The 16441-nt window shown below is 60.8% G+C and carries 12 protein-coding genes; 7 read left to right on the top strand and 5 right to left on the bottom strand.

Annotation, left to right across the window (positions count from 1 at the left end; genetic code table 11):
* The first annotated feature begins 45 nt into the window (after positions 1-45).
* Positions 46-918 (top strand): pyridoxal kinase PdxY, encoded by an 873-nt coding sequence (pdxY, locus tag AB9L16_RS25965; RefSeq protein ID WP_041476573.1) that lies wholly within the window; start codon positions 46-48, stop codon positions 916-918.
* A 105-nt stretch (positions 919-1023) separates the two neighbouring features.
* Here pdxY and AB9L16_RS25960 read toward each other — a convergent pair whose 3' ends face one another.
* Complete coding sequence (locus tag AB9L16_RS25960; RefSeq protein ID WP_016772447.1) at positions 1024-1506, bottom strand: acyl-CoA thioesterase; 483 nt, start codon at positions 1504-1506, stop codon at positions 1024-1026.
* 278 nt (positions 1507-1784) lie between these two features.
* On the opposite strand from AB9L16_RS25960, the gene AB9L16_RS25955 reads away from it, so the two are divergent.
* Positions 1785-3548: a cation:proton antiporter gene (locus AB9L16_RS25955; protein ID WP_095181199.1), complete on the top strand. Its 1764-nt coding sequence runs from the start codon at positions 1785-1787 to the stop codon at positions 3546-3548.
* A 21-nt stretch (positions 3549-3569) separates the two neighbouring features.
* Here the strand turns inward: AB9L16_RS25955 and AB9L16_RS25950 are convergent, their stop codons facing one another.
* From AB9L16_RS25950 to uvrD, 3 genes are all read right to left on the bottom strand, one after another.
* Positions 3570-3977, bottom strand: coding sequence for an SMI1/KNR4 family protein (locus AB9L16_RS25950; RefSeq protein WP_056790981.1), 408 nt, complete (start codon positions 3975-3977; stop codon positions 3570-3572).
* 135 nt (positions 3978-4112) lie between these two features.
* The gene (locus AB9L16_RS25945) at positions 4113-4988 is read right to left on the bottom strand and encodes a Tim44 domain-containing protein (protein WP_016772449.1); all 876 of its coding nucleotides are present in this window, start codon (positions 4986-4988) and stop codon (positions 4113-4115) included.
* Between the two features lie 239 nt (positions 4989-5227).
* Positions 5228-7411, bottom strand: coding sequence for a DNA helicase II (gene uvrD, locus AB9L16_RS25940; protein ID WP_016772450.1), 2184 nt, complete (start codon positions 7409-7411; stop codon positions 5228-5230).
* A gap of 256 nt (positions 7412-7667) precedes the next feature.
* Here uvrD and AB9L16_RS25935 point away from each other — a divergent pair, with 256 nt between their 5' ends.
* From AB9L16_RS25935 to AB9L16_RS25925, 3 genes are all read left to right on the top strand, one after another.
* A complete protein-coding gene (locus AB9L16_RS25935; RefSeq protein WP_056790975.1) occupies positions 7668-10541 on the top strand; it encodes a GGDEF domain-containing phosphodiesterase in 2874 nt (957 codons plus the stop codon).
* A 127-nt stretch (positions 10542-10668) separates the two neighbouring features.
* Positions 10669-11535 carry a transcriptional regulator HexR gene (gene hexR, locus AB9L16_RS25930; RefSeq protein WP_007962240.1) on the top strand — a complete coding sequence of 289 codons (867 nt, stop codon included), beginning with the start codon at positions 10669-10671 and terminating at the stop codon, positions 11533-11535.
* Positions 11536-11768: 233 nt separating this feature from the next.
* Complete coding sequence (locus AB9L16_RS25925) at positions 11769-11972, top strand: PA3496 family putative envelope integrity protein (RefSeq protein ID WP_080902479.1); 204 nt, start codon at positions 11769-11771, stop codon at positions 11970-11972.
* On the opposite strand, the gene AB9L16_RS25920 is transcribed toward AB9L16_RS25925, so the two are convergent.
* Complete coding sequence (locus tag AB9L16_RS25920) at positions 11914-12876, bottom strand: LysR family transcriptional regulator (RefSeq protein WP_095181203.1); 963 nt, start codon at positions 12874-12876, stop codon at positions 11914-11916. The two genes, AB9L16_RS25925 and AB9L16_RS25920, sit on opposite strands and share 59 nt — an antisense overlap.
* A gap of 190 nt (positions 12877-13066) precedes the next feature.
* On the opposite strand from AB9L16_RS25920, the gene AB9L16_RS25915 reads away from it, so the two are divergent.
* Positions 13067-14482: an acetyl-CoA carboxylase biotin carboxylase subunit gene (locus AB9L16_RS25915; RefSeq protein WP_024014853.1), complete on the top strand. Its 1416-nt coding sequence runs from the start codon at positions 13067-13069 to the stop codon at positions 14480-14482.
* A gap of 11 nt (positions 14483-14493) precedes the next feature.
* On the top strand, positions 14494-16302 hold the full coding sequence (gene oadA / locus AB9L16_RS25910; protein WP_083353857.1) for a sodium-extruding oxaloacetate decarboxylase subunit alpha: 1809 nt from the start codon (positions 14494-14496) through the stop codon (positions 16300-16302).
* The last annotated feature ends 139 nt before the right edge of the window (positions 16303-16441 follow it).

Genomic DNA, 16441 nt, shown 5'->3' with positions numbered 1-16441 from the left:
CATACTGCGCGGCTTGAATTTCAATCGTTTTACGGAATGACCCGAATGAAACGTACGCCTCATCTGCTCGCCATCCAGTCCCACGTGGTGTTTGGCCACGCCGGCAACAGCGCTGCGGTTTTTCCGATGCAGCGCGTCGGGGTCAACGTCTGGCCGCTCAACACCGTGCAGTTTTCCAACCACACCCAGTATGGTCAGTGGGCCGGTGAAGTGCTGGCACCGCAGCAGATTCCCGAGCTGATCGAAGGCATCGCTGCGATTGGCGAGCTGGGCAATTGCGACGCGGTGCTGTCCGGCTATCTCGGTAGCGCCGCGCAGGGCCGGGCGATTCTCAGCGGTGTGGCGCGGATCAAAGCGGTCAATCCGAAGATGCTGTATCTGTGTGATCCGGTGATGGGCCATCCAGAGAAGGGTTGCAGCGTGCCCACCGAGGTCAGCGATTTCCTTCTCGATGAAGCGGCTGCCGTGGCGGACATCATGTGCCCGAACCAGCTGGAGCTGGACAGTTTTTCCGGGCGCAAGCCGCAGTCGCTGTTCGATTGCCTGGCGATGGCACGTGCGCTGCTGGCGCGCGGGCCGAAAGCGGTTCTGGTCAAGCATCTGGATTATCCGGGCAAACCGGCGGATGGCTTCGAAATGTTGTTGGTGACGGCTGAGGGCAGTTGGCATTTGCGCCGTCCCTTGCTGGCGTTTCCGCGTCAGCCGGTGGGGGTGGGCGACCTAACGTCCGGCCTGTTCCTGGCGCGGGTACTGCTGGGCGACACGCTGTTGGCGGCATTCGAATTCACCGCAGCGGCAGTGCATGAGGTGTTGCTGGAAACCCAGGCGTGCGCCAGTTACGAGCTGCAACTTGTGCGGGCGCAGGATCGCATTGCGCATCCGCGGGTGAAATTCGAGGCGACCGCGATCAGTCTTTAATCTCGTCGTTGTTCAAAAAAGATCGCAGCCTTCTGCAGCTCCTACATGGGTTTGCATTCCAAAATGTAGGAGCTGCCGAAGGCTGCGATCTTTTGCTTTTTGGTCTCAGGCGTCGCCCTTGATCTCCTGATAACGCTTCTCCAGTTCCTGACGAATCTGCCGGCGCTGCTGCGCCTGCATGAAGCGGCGTTTGTCTTCGCTGTTCTGCGGTTGCAACGGCGGCACGGCGGCCGGTTTGCGCTGATCATCCACCGCGACCATGGTGAAGAAGCAGCTGTTGGTGTGGCGCACCGAGCGTTCGCGGATGTTTTCGGTGACCACTTTAATGCCAACTTCCATCGACGTGTTGCCGGTGTAGTTGACCGAGGCCAGGAACGTCACCAGTTCGCCGACATGAATCGGCTCGCGGAAAATCACCTGATCCACGGACAGGGTCACCACGTAGCGCCCGGCATAACGGCTGGCGCAGGCGTAGGCCACTTCGTCGAGGTATTTGAGCAGGGTGCCGCCGTGGACATTGCCAGAGAAGTTGGCCATGTCGGGGGTCATCAGTACCGTCATCGACAGCTGGGCGTTTCCGGGTTCCATAACGTTCTCACGGATCAAGGCTGATTGCAGGAAGCGCCTCTGCGGGCACCTGGTGGCTTTTCAAAAAGCACCGTTATCGGGACGCCGCGCGGCGGGCCGCCGTCACGCCGGTAGCGATCTGTTTCCATATATTGCACCGGCTTCCAGAGCGAAGTCGCGGTGTTAACCTGCAAAAGCCCTGCCCAAGGGCAATTCCTACATTAAAAGCGGATTTTTACCCTGCTCGCGCAGAACGTCTTACGTCTGTCCGCGCGCCTCGTCATCAAGGAGCCTACGCCATGCATGCCATCAGTTTTATTCAGGATCTGGCAGTGATCATGCTGGTCGCGGGCGTGGTAACCGTACTGTTTCATCGTTTCAAACAACCGGTGGTGCTCGGCTACATCGTCGCCGGCTTCATCATCGGCCCGCATACGCCGCCGTTCGGCCTGATTCACGACGAAGAAACCATCAAGACCCTGGCCGAACTCGGGGTGATCTTCCTGATGTTCTGCCTTGGTCTGGAGTTCAGCCTGCGCAAGCTGTTCAAGGTCGGCGCCACGGCGTTCATTGCCGCGTTTCTCGAAATCATCCTGATGATCTGGATCGGCTACGAAATCGGCCGCTGGTTCGACTGGAACACCATGGATTCGTTGTTCCTCGGCGCGATTCTGGCGATCTCCTCAACCACCATCATCGTCAAAGCGCTGAATGACCTGAAGATGAAGAACGAGCGCTTTGCGCAGTTGATCTTCGGTGTACTGATTGTCGAGGACATCCTTGGCATTGGCATCATTGCGTTGCTGTCGAGCATCGCCGTCAGCGGCACGGTGAGCTCGGGGGAAGTGTTTTCCACGGTCGGCAAGCTGTCGCTGTTCATGATCGTCGCGCTGGTCATCGGCATTCTGTTGGTGCCGCGTCTGCTGGCTTATGTGGCGAAATTCGAAAGCAACGAGATGCTGCTGATCACCGTGCTCGGCCTGTGTTTCGGCTTCTGCCTCCTTGTGGTCAAGCTCGAATACAGCATGGTTCTCGGGGCTTTCCTGATCGGTGCGATCATGGCCGAGTCGAAGCAGTTGTTGAAAATCGAGCAGTTGGTCGAGCCGGTTCGCGACTTGTTCAGTGCGATCTTTTTTGTCGCCATCGGCTTGATGCTCGACCCGCTGATTCTCATCGAATACGCCTGGCCGATCGCGGTGATCACCGTGGCCGTGGTGCTGGGCAAGATGTTGTCCTGCGGCCTCGGTGCGTTTATCGCTGGCAACGACGGACGGACCTCACTGCGGGTCGGCATGGGTCTGTCACAGATCGGCGAATTTTCCTTCATCATCGCCGCGCTGGGCATGACCTTGCAGGTGACCAGCAACTTCCTCTACCCGGTCGCTGTAGCCGTGTCGGTGATCACCACACTGCTGACACCGTATCTGATCCGCGCGGCGGATCCGTTGTCGATCAAGCTCTCGGCAGTCGTGCCCAAGCGTCTCGGGCGTGTACTCGGCATGTATGGCGAATGGTTGCGCAGCATCCAGCCGCAAGGTGAGGGCGCGCTACTGGCGTCGATGATCCGACGGATCCTGTTGCAGGTCGGGGTCAATCTGGCGCTGGTGATTGCGATCTTCTTTGCCGGCGCATACTTCGCCGAGCGCATGTCGTTGTGGCTGCAGGACTGGATCAGCGATCCGAGCTGGCAGAAGGCACTGATCTGGGGCGGGGCGTTGCTGGTCTCGCTACCGTTCCTGATTGCGGCTTATCGCAAGCTCAAGGCGCTGTCGATGCTGCTGGCGGAAATGGGCGTCAAGCCGGAGATGGCCGGGCGTCACACGCAGCGAGTGCGCCGGGTGATCGCCGAAGTGATCCCGATTCTCTCGCTGCTGGTGATTTTCCTGCTGTTGGCAGCCTTGTCGGCCAGTATCCTGCCGACCAACAAGCTGCTGGTGCTGATCGCCGTCGTCGCGGCCGCCGTTGCGGCGCTGCTCTGGCGCTGGTTCATCCGCGTGCATACGCGGATGCAGGTGGCCTTGCTGGAAACCCTCGACAACCATAAGGAATCGTCGGGGCATTGACCCACAGGGGCGTTTGGCGGCTCAGCTTTCCAGCCAGACGTCCCGCGCCCAGTGCCACACCGATTCCCAGGTTTCTTCAGCAATCAGTTCTTCTTCGGCCTGCCACAGCACCACGGTGCCGTCTTCTTCGACACAGTAGTAGTCATCGCCGTCCTGACAGATCGGGATCAAGCTGCGATCAACACCCGCGTCCCATGCATTGGCCGCCACGTCCGGCAGATAGGTGCGCGATTGCGGATCAGTGACGGTCACCGGCTCGAGGCTGCCATAGACCACATCGCTGACGGTCAGCAAAAATTCTTTGAAGACGAACGGAATGTCGATGAACAGTTGTTCTTCGATTTCCACCAGCAGGTCTTCGTCAGGCAATTCCAAAGGAACCGGTACGGGTTCGTTGGCTTCGCGCAGTTGTTCGATGATTTCTTCCACGTCCGGGATCCTCTTGCTGAATGGCGCGGTTTATATGGGCCGGTTTATACAGTAGCTCGCCATAGATGCAACCGTGAAATGAAAAACCCCGGCCGAGGCCGGGGTTCTGTTACCGCAAGTGAAGCGCAGCAGGGATCAGCCGTTCTGGCGGATACCGGCGACCAGCCAAGGCTGGTTGTCGCCCTGCGGACGTTCCATGTTCCAGCTTTCGCTGAAGACTTCGCCCTGGTCGAAACGCGAGGTTTTCGACACGCCGGTGAAGGTCAGGGTGGCGATGGTCTTGTCGGCACGATCGTCGACGCCGTCCAGCTGCACCTGCAGGTTGTCGATGTAGGTCGACTGGAAGCCATCGCCCAGATCCGCACGCTCACGCTTGAGGAACTCAAGCATTTGCGGGGTCACGAACTCGGCGATCTTGTCCATTTCGTTGGCGTCCCAGTGCTGCTGCAGCGACTGGAAGTGGCTACGCGCAGCTTCAAGGAAGCGCTCTTCGTTGAACCAGGCCGGTGCGTTGATCACTGGACGGGCGGCAGCCGGAGCAGCCGAACCACCGAAGATCGAACCCATGGCGGCAGGCTTCTGCTCGAACACTTCACGCTGCATCGGCGCGCCGGCCGGAGCGAATTGCTCCTGCTGCTTGCGACGACGGGCGGCGATGAAGCGGAAGATCACGAACGCGATCAGGGCCATGATCAGGATGTCGAAGATCTGCATGCCCTGGAAACCGTCGCCCATGAACATCGACGCGAGCAGGCCACCGGCGGCGATGCCCGCCAATGGGCCGAGCCAGCGCGAAGCACCGCCGGCCTTGGCCGCGGCGCCAGCAGCACCGGCAGCGCCAGCGGTCGCTGCTGCGCCGCCCACGCCTGGAGAAGAGGGAGCCATCTGGCTGGTCTGGTGCGTCGGCGCAGCGCCGGCGCTTTTGCCACCACCAAAGCGCTTGGCGTTGGCGTCGAGGCTCATCGTCAGGCCGATGCACAACGCCATGGCGATGCTAAGAAAACGTTTCATAAAGGGTATTCCCGTTTTGTGGAGACACGCGCGCCATGTTGCACAGCTGAAGTGTTACTGGCTAGCGAGAGAGTGTTTCGGGCTTTTGCCTGACAGGTTGCGTTCAGCTTGGCGAGGCAATCAGCCGATGTACTTTTGTCTGTAGGAAAAGGCGATAGGTTCAGAGGGATTGATGCACTTGCGCCGCATAACCTGTGGGAGCGAGCAGGCTCGCTCCCACATGGGTTCAGTGCCGGTGATTAGATCGCTTCCAGCTTGGCATAGCCGAGCATCAGCCACTTGCTGCCTTCGCTGAAATTCACCTGCACCCGGGCCTGGGCGCCGGAACCTTCGAAGTTGAGGATCACCCCTTCGCCGAAGATCGAGTGACGTACGGCCTGACCGAGCACAAAACCGGTTTCCGGAATCTCGCTGCCGCTGAACAGGCTGCTGCCGCTCATCGACTGGTTGCCGCCGAACGGTCGGCTGACGCTATTGGACAGGCGCACTTCCTGGATCAGGCCTTTGGGCACCTCGCGGACGAAACGCGATACCTTGTTATAGGTTTCGCTGCCGTACAGGCGCCGGGTTTCCGCGTAGGTCATGACCAGATTCTGCATCGCCCGGGTGATACCGACGTAAGCCAGGCGCCGTTCTTCCTCGAGACGACCCGGTTCTTCCAGGCTCATCTTGTGCGGGAACAGGCCTTCTTCCATGCCCACGAGGAACACGTAAGGGAATTCCAGACCTTTGGCGCTGTGCAGGGTCATCAGTTGCACACTGTCTTCGTGCTCGTCGGCCTGAGTATCGCCGGCCTCCAGCGATGCGTGGCCGAGGAATGCCGCCAGTGGCGTGAGTTCTTCGTCCTCTTCGGTGTTCTCGAAGTTACGTGCGGCGCTGACCAGTTCCTCAAGGTTTTCCACCCGGGCCTGGCCTTTCTCACCTTTTTCCGCTTCGTGATAGGCGATGAGGCCGGATTGCTCGATGACGGTTTGCGTCATCAGGTGCAGCGGCATCTCGGCGCACTTGGCGGCGAGGTTCTCGATCAGCTCGATAAACGCACCGAGCGCACTCGCGGCGCGCCCGGTCAGGCCTTTGTTGGCCACCAGTAGGCGCATCGCTTCCCACATCGACACGTCGCTGTGCCGCGCATGCTCGCGAATCGCTTCGACGGTTTTCTCGCCGATGCCCCGGGCCGGCACGTTGATCACCCGCTCCAGCGCCGCGTCGTTGCCGCGACCTTCAAGCAAACGCAGGTAGGCCATGGCGTTCTTGATTTCCGCGCGTTCGAAGAAGCGCTGCCCGCCATAGATGCGGTACGGGATGCGCTCGCGCAGCAGGGCTTCTTCGAGCACCCGCGACTGGGCGTTGGAGCGGTACAGAATCGCGATATCGCTACGGGCCAGACCGGTTTTCAGCGCGCTTTCGATGGTTTCTACCACGTAGCGCGCTTCGTCATGCTCGTTGAACGCGGCGTACAGGTTGATCGCTTCGCCATCGCCACCGTCGGTCCACAGCTCTTTACCGAGACGCCCGGTGTTGTTGGCGATCAGCGCGTTGGCGGCTTTGAGGATACCGGCGGTGGAGCGGTAATTCTGTTCCAGACGAATCGTTTCGGAGTCCGGGAAGTCCGAAGAGTACTGATGGATGTTCTCGATCTTCGCCCCGCGCCAGCCGTAAATCGACTGGTCGTCGTCGCCGACCACCATCAGGCTGTCGCCGCCCTTGCCGAGCAGGCGCAACCAGGCGTACTGCACGGCGTTGGTGTCCTGGAATTCGTCGACCAGAATATGGCGGAAGCGCTTTTGGTAGTGCGCCAGCAGGCCCGGGTGATCGCGCCACAGATCGAGCGCGCGCAGCAGCAGTTCGGAGAAGTCGATCACGCCAGCCCGCAGGCACGCCGCCTCGTAGGCTTCGTAGATGCCGCGCATGGTAGCGAGGAACAGGTCGCCGCTGGCCTGAATGTGTTGCGGTCGCAGACCTTCGTCTTTCTGGCCGTTGATGAACCACTGCGCCTGACGCGCCGGCCAGCGTTGCTCGTCCAGGCCCAGCTCGCGGATCACCCGCTTGACCAGACGTTGCTGGTCATCGCTGTCGAGAATCTGGAAGGTCTGGCTCAGGCCCGCTTCCTGCCAGTGCGCCCGCAGCAAGCGGTGCGCGAGGCCGTGGAAGGTGCCGACCCACATGCCGGCCGGGTTGATGCCCAGCAACTGCTCGATGCGATGGCGCATCTCGGCAGCGGCCTTGTTGGTGAAAGTCACCGACAGGATGGAGTGAGGTGAGGCGTTTTCGACCTGGATCAACCAGGCGATACGGTGCACCAGCACTCGGGTTTTACCGGAACCGGCGCCGGCCAGGACCAACTGACGGCCAACGGGGGCTGCTACGGCCTGGCGTTGGGCATCGTTGAGGGAGTTCAGCAGAAGGGAGAGATCATCGCGCATCGGGGCATTCTAGGGTGCGCCGCAGGCCCGGGCAAACCGTGCGTTGCATTAGCCGATGAAAGTGCTGCCGATGACGACCGGTCGGTCACTGGCTGCAGGCTTCGGCCCGTCTCGCCTGAGGGGTTGCAGCGGTGCGCAAGCGGCGGAAAATTTCCCCGCAATTGTGATCGGCAGCAGTTTGGCATCGGGATCGGCTTGTGTATGCTCCGTCCACGTTTCGGGCGCACGCCCTCCTATAAGAACAAGAACGTTGCCCATGATCCTCAGCGCCGAACTGTCGGGGCCCTCCGTGGACCCCCGGGTGATCCGCAAGCACTATGCCGTCGAAATGGCGGTGGAGCGCACGCGTCTGCTGTATCAGGGCTCGTTGTTGCCCACGCTTTTCATGTTGATCAATGGTCTGGTCTGCGCCGCTTTGCTCTGGAGCCCGCAGCGCTACTTCGTGGTCAGCGTCTGGCTGGTGTGGCTGCTGTCGCTGGTCGCGCTGCGGGTGATTCAGGTGGCCGCGTTCGATTCGGCGATTCCCGATCGTCAGGCCCAGCCGATCTGGTTCCGCATGTTCCTGCTCGGTTCGACCATGACCGGCCTGACGCTGGCGGGAGCCGGCATCGCTCTGGTACCCGCTGACAACTTCATGCAGCAAGCCTGGGTGTTCGGCCTGATCGGCGCGGCAACGCTGTCCGCCAGCGTCGCCTACGCGGTGAGCCTGCCGGCGTTCCTCTCGTTTACCTTGCCGTGCCTGCTGCCAGCGATCGGCTACCTGTTCTGGGGCGGCGACGATCAGGCGCGGGGCTGGGGCTGGCTGGGTCTGATCCTGCTCGGTTCGCTGAGTGTGGTGGCATGGCAGGTCAATCGGCTGATCGACCGTGGATTGCTGCGGCGTTTCCAGAATCAGCACCTGATCGAGCATTTGCAGCAAGCGCAGACGCGCAGCGAACAACTCAATCATGAGCTTGGCAAAGAGATCGAACAGCGCCGCTGTGCCGAGGCGCAATTGCGTGAAGCGCAGGTCGATCTGGAAGATCGCGTGGCCCAGCGCAGCCGCGAACTGGATGCCGCCAATCAGGCCCTGAGCAAAAGCGAAGCGCGCCTGGCGCTGGCGCTCAAGGCCAGTGAGCTCGGATTGTGGGACTGGAATCTGCAGACCGACGAGGTCCATCACACGCAGATTCAGGAACTGTTCGGCCTCGCCCCGGAATACGTCACGGCGCTGCTGCGCGACCTCAAGCCACGACTGCACCCTGAAGATGTGCCGTCACTCAAGTTCGCCCTGGTCGAGCATTTGAAGGGGCGCACCGAGGATTATCAGGTCGAATATCGCCTGCGCCATGGCGACGGCCACTGGGTGTGGATCGAGGACCGTGGCCGTGCCGTGGAGCGCAGCGCCAGCGGCCGGGTGATCCGCATGGTCGGCACTCGCCGCGATATCAGCGCCAGCAAAAGCCTCGAAGAGCAGCAACGGCTGGCGGCCACGGTGTTCGAAGCGGCCAGCGAAGGCATCGTGATTCTTGACCCGAACTACGCGCTGATTGCGATCAATCAGGCTTTTAGCCGGGTCACCGGTTACGAGATCGACGACATGCTCGGGCGCAACGTCGTCGAGTTGCCTTGCAGCCGCGATGCCCATCGCCACTATGTGGCGATCCGTCATGCACTGGAGCAGCACGGCAGTTGGCAGGGTGAGTTGGTGGAAACCCGCAAGAACGGCGAGTTGTACCCGCAGTGGTTGCAGCTCAACGCGGTGCGCGACAGCCGGGGCAATGTCAGCCATATTGTCGGCTTCTTCGCCGACCTCTCGGCACGGCGTGCGTCGGAAGAACGCCTGCGTTATCTGACCCATTACGACGAGCTCACCGGCCTGGCCAACCGTTCACTGTTCCGCGAACGCCTGCACGAAGCCCATCAGCGGGTGCGGCAGGGCGGGCGCCGCAGTCTCGCATTGCTGCACATCAATCTGGATCGTTTCAAATTGCTCAATGACAGCCTCGGCCATGAAGTCGCCGATCAGCTCCTGCAAAAAATGGCCCGGCGGCTGGTCAATGCCTTGCCTGAGGCCGACACCATTGCGCGCTTGTCGGGAGACGAGTTTGCCGTGCTGTTCGATGCCTACGGCAATCTGTCGAGCCTGGCACGGGTAGCGACGCGGTTGTCGGCCAAGCTGCGTTTGCCGCTGAGCGTCGACGGGCATGAACTGGTGGTGAGCGCTTCAATGGGCATCAGCCTGTTGCCGGACAACGCGCGGGAGATTTCCGCGCTGGTCAGCCAGTCGAACATGGCCATGCAGCATGCCAAACATCTGGGCGGCAACAATTTCCAGTTCTTCACCGACAGCCTGCAAGCCAGCACACTCGAACGCTTGCAGTTGGAAAACCACTTGCGCCGAGCCATTGAAGAACAGCAACTGACAGTGTTCTACCAACCCAAACTGTGCCTGCAAACCGGCCGCATGAATGCCGCTGAAGCGCTGGTGCGCTGGGATCATCCGAGCATGGGCCAGGTGCCGCCGGCAGATTTCATTGGCCTGGCCGAAGAGACCGGTCTGATCGGGCCGATCGGCGAATTCGTTTTGCGTCAGGCGTGCTGGCAAGCCTGCGAATGGCAACGGCAGGGGCTGGCGCCGATCCGCGTGTCGGTGAACCTGTCGGTGCATCAGCTGCGTCAGGGCAAGCTGGTCAGTCTGGTCCGGCAAGTGCTGGAAGAAACCGGGCTGGCGCCGCACTACCTCGAGCTGGAGCTGACCGAGAGCCATTTGCTCGACAGCGTCGAACACATCATTGCCACATTCCAGCAACTGCGCGATCTGGGGGTGAAACTGGCGATCGATGATTTCGGTACCGGGTATTCGTCGTTGAGTTACCTCAAGCGCATTCCGGTGGATTACGTGAAGATCGATCAGGCGTTCATTCGCGGCTTGAGCGAGGGCAGTGCGGACGCGGCGATCACTCGCGCGATCATCGCCATGGCTCACGGACTGGCCCTCAAAGTCGTCGCCGAGGGTGTCGAGCGTGAGGATCAGCTGGCATTTCTGCGCGCCGAACGCTGCGACGAAGTGCAAGGTTATCTGATCAGCCGGCCGGTGGACGCTGCCCGTCTGGCCGGGCTTCTGCGTGATCAGGCCAATCCGCAGTAAGGGCTACATGCACCTCAGCGCGCCTGATGCCGGGACATCGAGTTACGCATTGAGCAGGCAAAATGCCCATTCATGTAGTATAACTACAAGCTTGCTACATCCTTGCCCACAAGAAGAGTCCAGCCCCTTGAATCTGCTGCAACACATCGCCCAGTCACGTCACCTGTTACGCAAGTCGGAGCTCAAGGTCGCCGACCACGTGCTGCTTGACCCTGCGGCAGTGATGCACAGTTCCATGGCCGACCTGGCTCACAGCGTCGGCATCAGCGAGCCGACCATCGTGCGTTTCTGCCGCGCGATCGGTTGTTCCGGCTTTCAGGACCTCAAGCTGAAACTGGCGCAAAGCCTGGCCGCCGGCGCCAGCTTCGGCCAGTTCGCGATCCACGAAGATGACTCCGTCGCCGACTACAGCCTGAAGATTTTCGACACCACGCTGCACACCCTGATGGAAGTGCGCGAGAAGCTCGATCCAGTGGAGCTGCAGCGCGCGGTGACGCTGATGTCCCAGGCGCAGCGTGTCGAGTTCTATGGCTTCGGTGCTTCCGGAGCGGTGGCCGCGGATGCACAGCACAAGTTTTTCCGTTTGCTGCTGACCGCGGCGGCGTATTCCGATCCGCACATGCAGGCGATGTCGGCTGTGACGCTGAAGCCGACCGATGTGGCGATCTGTATTTCCCAGTCAGGGCGCTCCAAGGATTTGCTGATCACCGCTAACCTCGTTCGCGAGAGCGGGGCATCGCTGATCACCCTGTGCCCGAGCCAGACGCCGTTGGCCGAACTGTCGACCGTCAATCTGGCGATCGATGTGCATGAAGACACCGAAATCTACACGCCGCTTACCTCGCGAATCGCCCATCTGGTGGTGATCGACGTGCTGGCGATGGGCGTGGCCATGGCGCGCGGGCCGAGCCTGGTCAATCATCTCAAGAGCGTGAAGCGCAGTCTGCGCAGTCTGCGTTTGTCGCCCAAGGCCGTGAAAGCGCTGGACGATTGAGCAAGGTCGTTCCGACCTTGTTCGCGAGCAGGCTCGCTCCCACAGGGGGGCTTCTGAGAACATAAATTCTGGGTCATAACGGGATCAAATGTGGGAGCGAGCCTGCTCGCGAAAGCGTCCTCAACAACAGCACATCCCTGCGCACATTTCATCACATTGTCATCCCCGCGCAGCCAAACCGTCATCCCCCACGCCTATCGTAAAACTCCCGTACTCGCCCTGGGAGACTCGAAATGGCTCAGCCCTACGAAGAACGCAACAGCGCCGCGAAAACCCGTCGTCAGCAGGAAGATCAGCGCCGCATGGAATTTCGCCGCGCAATCGAGGATCGCTTCGAACTTCGCCAGCTTCAGGCCGAGATCGGCGATTTTCCCGAGATCACGCACTGGCAGGCAGCGCCCGCCGCTTCCCGTCGAAACGCTCAACCAGCGCAATAATCTGCGCCCGCTCGCTGCGGATGAACGCCAGGAAGGCGTGCGCCACCGGTGACAGCCGTTTGGCTTTGGCTTGCACCAGGCACCAGCTGCGCATCAGCGGCAACTCTTCGACCGGCAGCTCGACCAGGCCGCCGGTCGCCAGCTCCAGGTTCAGGGCGTGGCGCGTCAGCAGCGCCAGGCCCAGACCCGCCAACACGCATTCGCGCTGAGCTTCGGCGGACGCCACTTCCTGGGTCTGAGTGAAGTGCACGCGTTTTTCCTTGAAGTATTCCTCGCAGGCCAGACGCGTGCCCGAGCCCGGCTCGCGTATCAGCAGCGTGTAAGGCTCCAGATCCTGCAAGCGCAACGGGCCCATGTGTGCCAGCGGATGATCCGGGCGCGCCACGGCGACAATCGGATTATTGAGAAACGGCAGGAATTCCAGGCCCATGTCCTGCGGCACCATCGACATGATCACCAGATCATCACGGTTGTCCGAGAGGCGGCGGATGACCTGGCCACGGTTGACCACGGTCAGCTGCAAATTGACTTCCGGATGCTGGCGCTTGAATGCAGCAAACAGATGCGGCACGAAATATTTGGCGCTCGATTCCACCGCCAGTTTCAGCTGACCCTGCAGTGAACCCTGCATGTCCGACAGTTGCATGTCGAGGTTTTCCAGGCGCCCGAAAATGTCGCGGCTGGCGCGCTGAAGCGCTTCCGCCGCCTCGGTCATGTAGAGTTTTTTGCCGACATAGTCGAACAGCGGCTGGCCAATCAGCTCTTCCAGCTGACGAATCTGTAGGCTCACGGCCGGTTGTGTGAGGGACATTTCCTCGGCGGCGCGGCTGTACGAGCGTAAATCACACACCTCATTGAAGATCTGCAATTGACGCAATGTCATACGCATCAATGACTTACGCATATTTTTCAGGCTCGGTCAGCGGTCAGTTGCTTCAACTATAAGTGTTTGCTTATGCCTGACCCAATTTTTATTCATTTTTGTTAATCCCTCAGCAGCGCTAGTGTGGACCTGCGACTGAATTGAAACATTTGGTCACGCGTCGACCTGGGTCTAGCAGGTCGTGGTGCCACCGGCTCAAGGGAACCTCCAAGTGATAAAAAAGATCCTGATCGCCAACCGTGGTGAGATTGCCGTACGCATCGTACGAGCCTGCGCCGAAATGGGCATTCGCTCGGTTGCGATTTTCTCCGACGCCGATCGCCATGCCTTGCATGTGAAGCGTGCGGACGAGGCCCACAGCGTGGGTGCCGAGCCACTGGCCGGCTATCTGAACCCGCGCAAGCTGGTGAACCTGGCGGTGGAAACCGGCTGCGATGCGCTGCACCCCGGCTACGGCTTCCTTTCGGAAAACGCCGAGCTGGCGGAAATCTGCGCTGAGCGCGGCATCAAATTCATCGGCCCGTCGGCGGAAGTCATCCGGCGCATGGGCGACAAGACCGAAGCGCGCCGCAGCATGATCAAGGCCGGCGTACCGGTGACGCCCGGTACCGAGGGCAACGTCTCCGGCATCGAAGAAGCCTTGGTCGAAGGCGATCGCATCGGTTACCCGGTAATGCTCAAGGCCACCTCCGGTGGTGGCGGTCGCGGTATCCGTCGCTGCAACAGCCGCGAAGAACTCGAACAGAACTTCCCCCGGGTCATCTCCGAAGCCACCAAGGCGTTCGGTTCGGCGGAAGTGTTCCTGGAAAAATGCATCGTCAATCCCAAGCACATTGAAGCGCAGATCCTTGGCGACAGCTTCGGCAATGTCGTGCACCTGTTCGAGCGTGACTGCTCGATCCAGCGCCGCAACCAGAAGCTGATCGAGATCGCGCCGAGCCCGCAGCTGACCCCGGAACAGCGCGCCTACATCGGCGACCTGTCGGTACGTGCAGCCAAGGCTGTGGGCTACGAGAACGCCGGCACCGTGGAGTTCCTGCTCGCCGAGGGCGAGGTGTACTTCATGGAAATGAACACGCGGGTGCAGGTGGAACACACCATCACCGAAGAAATCACCGGCATCGACATCGTCCGCGAACAGATTCGCATCGCTTCCGGCCTGCCGCTATCGGTGAAGCAGGAAGACATTCAGCACCGTGGCTTTGCGTTGCAGTTCCGTATCAACGCCGAAGACCCGAAGAACAACTTCCTGCCGAGTTTCGGCAAGATCACCCGTTACTACGCCCCCGGCGGCCCGGGCGTGCGCACCGACACGGCGATCTATACCGGCTACACCATTCCACCGTTCTACGACTCGATGTGCCTGAAACTGGTGGTCTGGGCGCTGACCTGGGAAGAGGCGATGGACCGTGGCCTGCGCGCCCTCGACGACATGCGTCTGCAGGGCGTGAAGACCACCGCCGCGTACTACCAGGAAATCCTGCGCAACCCGGAATTCCGTAGCGGCCAGTTCAACACCAGCTTCGTTGAAAGCCACCCGGAACTGACCAACTACTCGATCAAGCGCAAACCCGAAGAGCTGGCCCTGGCCATCGCCGCCGCCATCGCCGCCCACGCAGGCCTGTGAGGAATACAAGAATGAGCAAGAAAATCTTCGTAACAGACACCATCCTGCGCGACGCTCACCAATCGCTGCTCGCCACCCGCATGCGCACCGAAGACATGCTGCCGATCTGCGACAAGCTCGACAAGGTCGGCTACTGGTCGCTGGAATGCTGGGGCGGCGCGACGTTCGACGCCTGCGTGCGCTTTCTCAAGGAAGACCCGTGGGAGCGCCTGCGCCAACTGCGTGCGGCGCTGCCCAACACCCGCCTGCAAATGCTCCTGCGCGGGCAGAATCTGCTCGGCTATCGCCACTACAGCGATGACGTGGTCAAAGCTTTCGTCGCCAAAGCAGCGGTGAACGGCATCGACGTGTTCCGCATCTTCGATGCGATGAACGATGTGCGTAACCTGCGCGTTGCCATTGAAGCAGTGAAAGCTGCCGGCAAACATGCGCAAGGCACCATCGCCTACACCACCAGCCCGGTGCACACCATCGACGCTTTCGTCACCCAGGCCAAGCAAATGGAATCCATGGGCTGCGACTCGGTAGCGATCAAGGACATGGCCGGTCTGCTGACCCCGTATGCCACTGGTGAACTGGTGCGTGCTCTGAAAGCCGAGCAGTCGTTGCCGGTGTTCATCCACTCCCACGACACCGCCGGCCTGGCCGCCATGTGCCAGCTCAAGGCGATCGAAAACGGCGCCGATCACATCGATACCGCAATCTCCAGCTTCGCCTCGGGCACCAGCCACCCGGGCACCGAATCAATGGTCGCCGCGCTCAAGGGCACCGAGTACGACACCGGCCTGAATCTGGAGCTGCTCCAGGAAATCGGCCTGTACTTCTATGCCGTACGCAAGAAGTACCACCAGTTCGAAAGCGAATTCACCGCCGTCGATACCCGTGTGCAGGTCAACCAAGTGCCGGGCGGGATGATCTCCAACCTCGCCAACCAGTTGAAAGAGCAGGGCGCTCTGAATCGCATGGGCGAAGTGCTCGCAGAAATCCCGCGCGTACGTGAAGACCTCGGCTTCCCGCCGCTGGTGACCCCAACCTCGCAAATCGTCGGCACCCAGGCGTTTTTCAACGTACTGGCCGGCGAGCGCTACAAGACCATCACCAACGAAGTGAAGCTGTATCTGCAGGGCGGCTACGGCAAGGCACCGGGCGTGGTCAATGAAAAGCTGCGGCGTCAGGCGATCGGCAGCGAAGACGTCATCGACGTGCGCCCGGCCGATCTGCTCAAACCGGAAATGACCAAGCTGCGTGCCGATATCGGCGCACTGGCCAAATCCGAAGAAGACGTACTGACCTTCGCCATGTTCCCGGACATCGGCCGCAAGTTCCTTGAAGAACGCGCCGCCGGCACTCTTACGCCGGAAGTGCTTTTGCCGATCCCGGAAGCGGGCGCCGTTGCCTCGGCGAGCGGCGAAGGTGTGCCGACCGAGTTTGTCATCGATGTGCACGGCGAAACCTACCGCGTCGACATCACTGGTGTCGGCGTCAAGGCCGAGGGCAAGCGCCACTTCTATCTGTCCATCGACGGCATGCCGGAAGAAGTGGTGTTCGAACCGCTCAACGAATTTGTCGGTGGTGGCAGCAGCAAACGCAAACAGGCCTCGGCACCGGGCCATGTCAGCACCACCATGCCGGGCAACATCGTCGATGTGCTGGTCAAGGAGGGCGACACCGTCAAGGCGGGCCAGGCGGTATTGATTACCGAAGCGATGAAGATGGAAACCGAAGTCCAGGCTGCCATTGCCGGCAAGGTCACCGCGATTCACGTGGCCAAGGGCGACCGGGTCAACCCGGGCGAAATCCTCATCGAGATCGAAGGCTGAGATAACAGTCGCGATCCAATGCTTTAAACCTCGGGGGGGCATGTGCTCCCCTTTTTTTGCCTGTGATTTTCCGACCTGTCAGGTCATTGTCAGGGACCGCATGTGGGAGCGAGCCTGCTCGCGAATGCGCCAGGTCAGC

Origin of the sequence: Pseudomonas sp. LW8, assembly GCF_041956865.1 — a bacterium.
Lineage (GTDB): Bacteria > Pseudomonadota > Gammaproteobacteria > Pseudomonadales > Pseudomonadaceae > Aquipseudomonas > Aquipseudomonas siliginis.
The sequence above is the reverse complement of the archived record's forward strand: the minus strand, read 5'-3'. Positions and strand labels throughout refer to the sequence as shown.

Bases quoted from the DNA above. Each gene is read 5' to 3' on its own strand.
- oadA (WP_083353857.1), top strand. From the start codon at position 14,494: ATGAGCAAGAAAATCTTCGTAACAGACACCATCCTGCGCGACGCTCAC.
- AB9L16_RS25945 (WP_016772449.1), bottom strand. From the start codon at position 4,988: ATGAAACGTTTTCTTAGCATCGCCATGGCGTTGTGCATCGGCCTGACG.
- uvrD (WP_016772450.1), bottom strand. From the start codon at position 7,411: ATGCGCGATGATCTCTCCCTTCTGCTGAACTCCCTCAACGATGCCCAA.
- AB9L16_RS25920 (WP_095181203.1), bottom strand. From the start codon at position 12,876: ATGCGTAAGTCATTGATGCGTATGACATTGCGTCAATTGCAGATCTTC.
- pdxY (WP_041476573.1), top strand. From the start codon at position 46: ATGAAACGTACGCCTCATCTGCTCGCCATCCAGTCCCACGTGGTGTTT.
- AB9L16_RS25955 (WP_095181199.1), top strand. From the start codon at position 1,785: ATGCATGCCATCAGTTTTATTCAGGATCTGGCAGTGATCATGCTGGTC.
- AB9L16_RS25960 (WP_016772447.1), bottom strand. From the start codon at position 1,506: ATGGAACCCGGAAACGCCCAGCTGTCGATGACGGTACTGATGACCCCC.
- AB9L16_RS25925 (WP_080902479.1), top strand. From the start codon at position 11,769: ATGGCTCAGCCCTACGAAGAACGCAACAGCGCCGCGAAAACCCGTCGT.
- AB9L16_RS25935 (WP_056790975.1), top strand. From the start codon at position 7,668: ATGATCCTCAGCGCCGAACTGTCGGGGCCCTCCGTGGACCCCCGGGTG.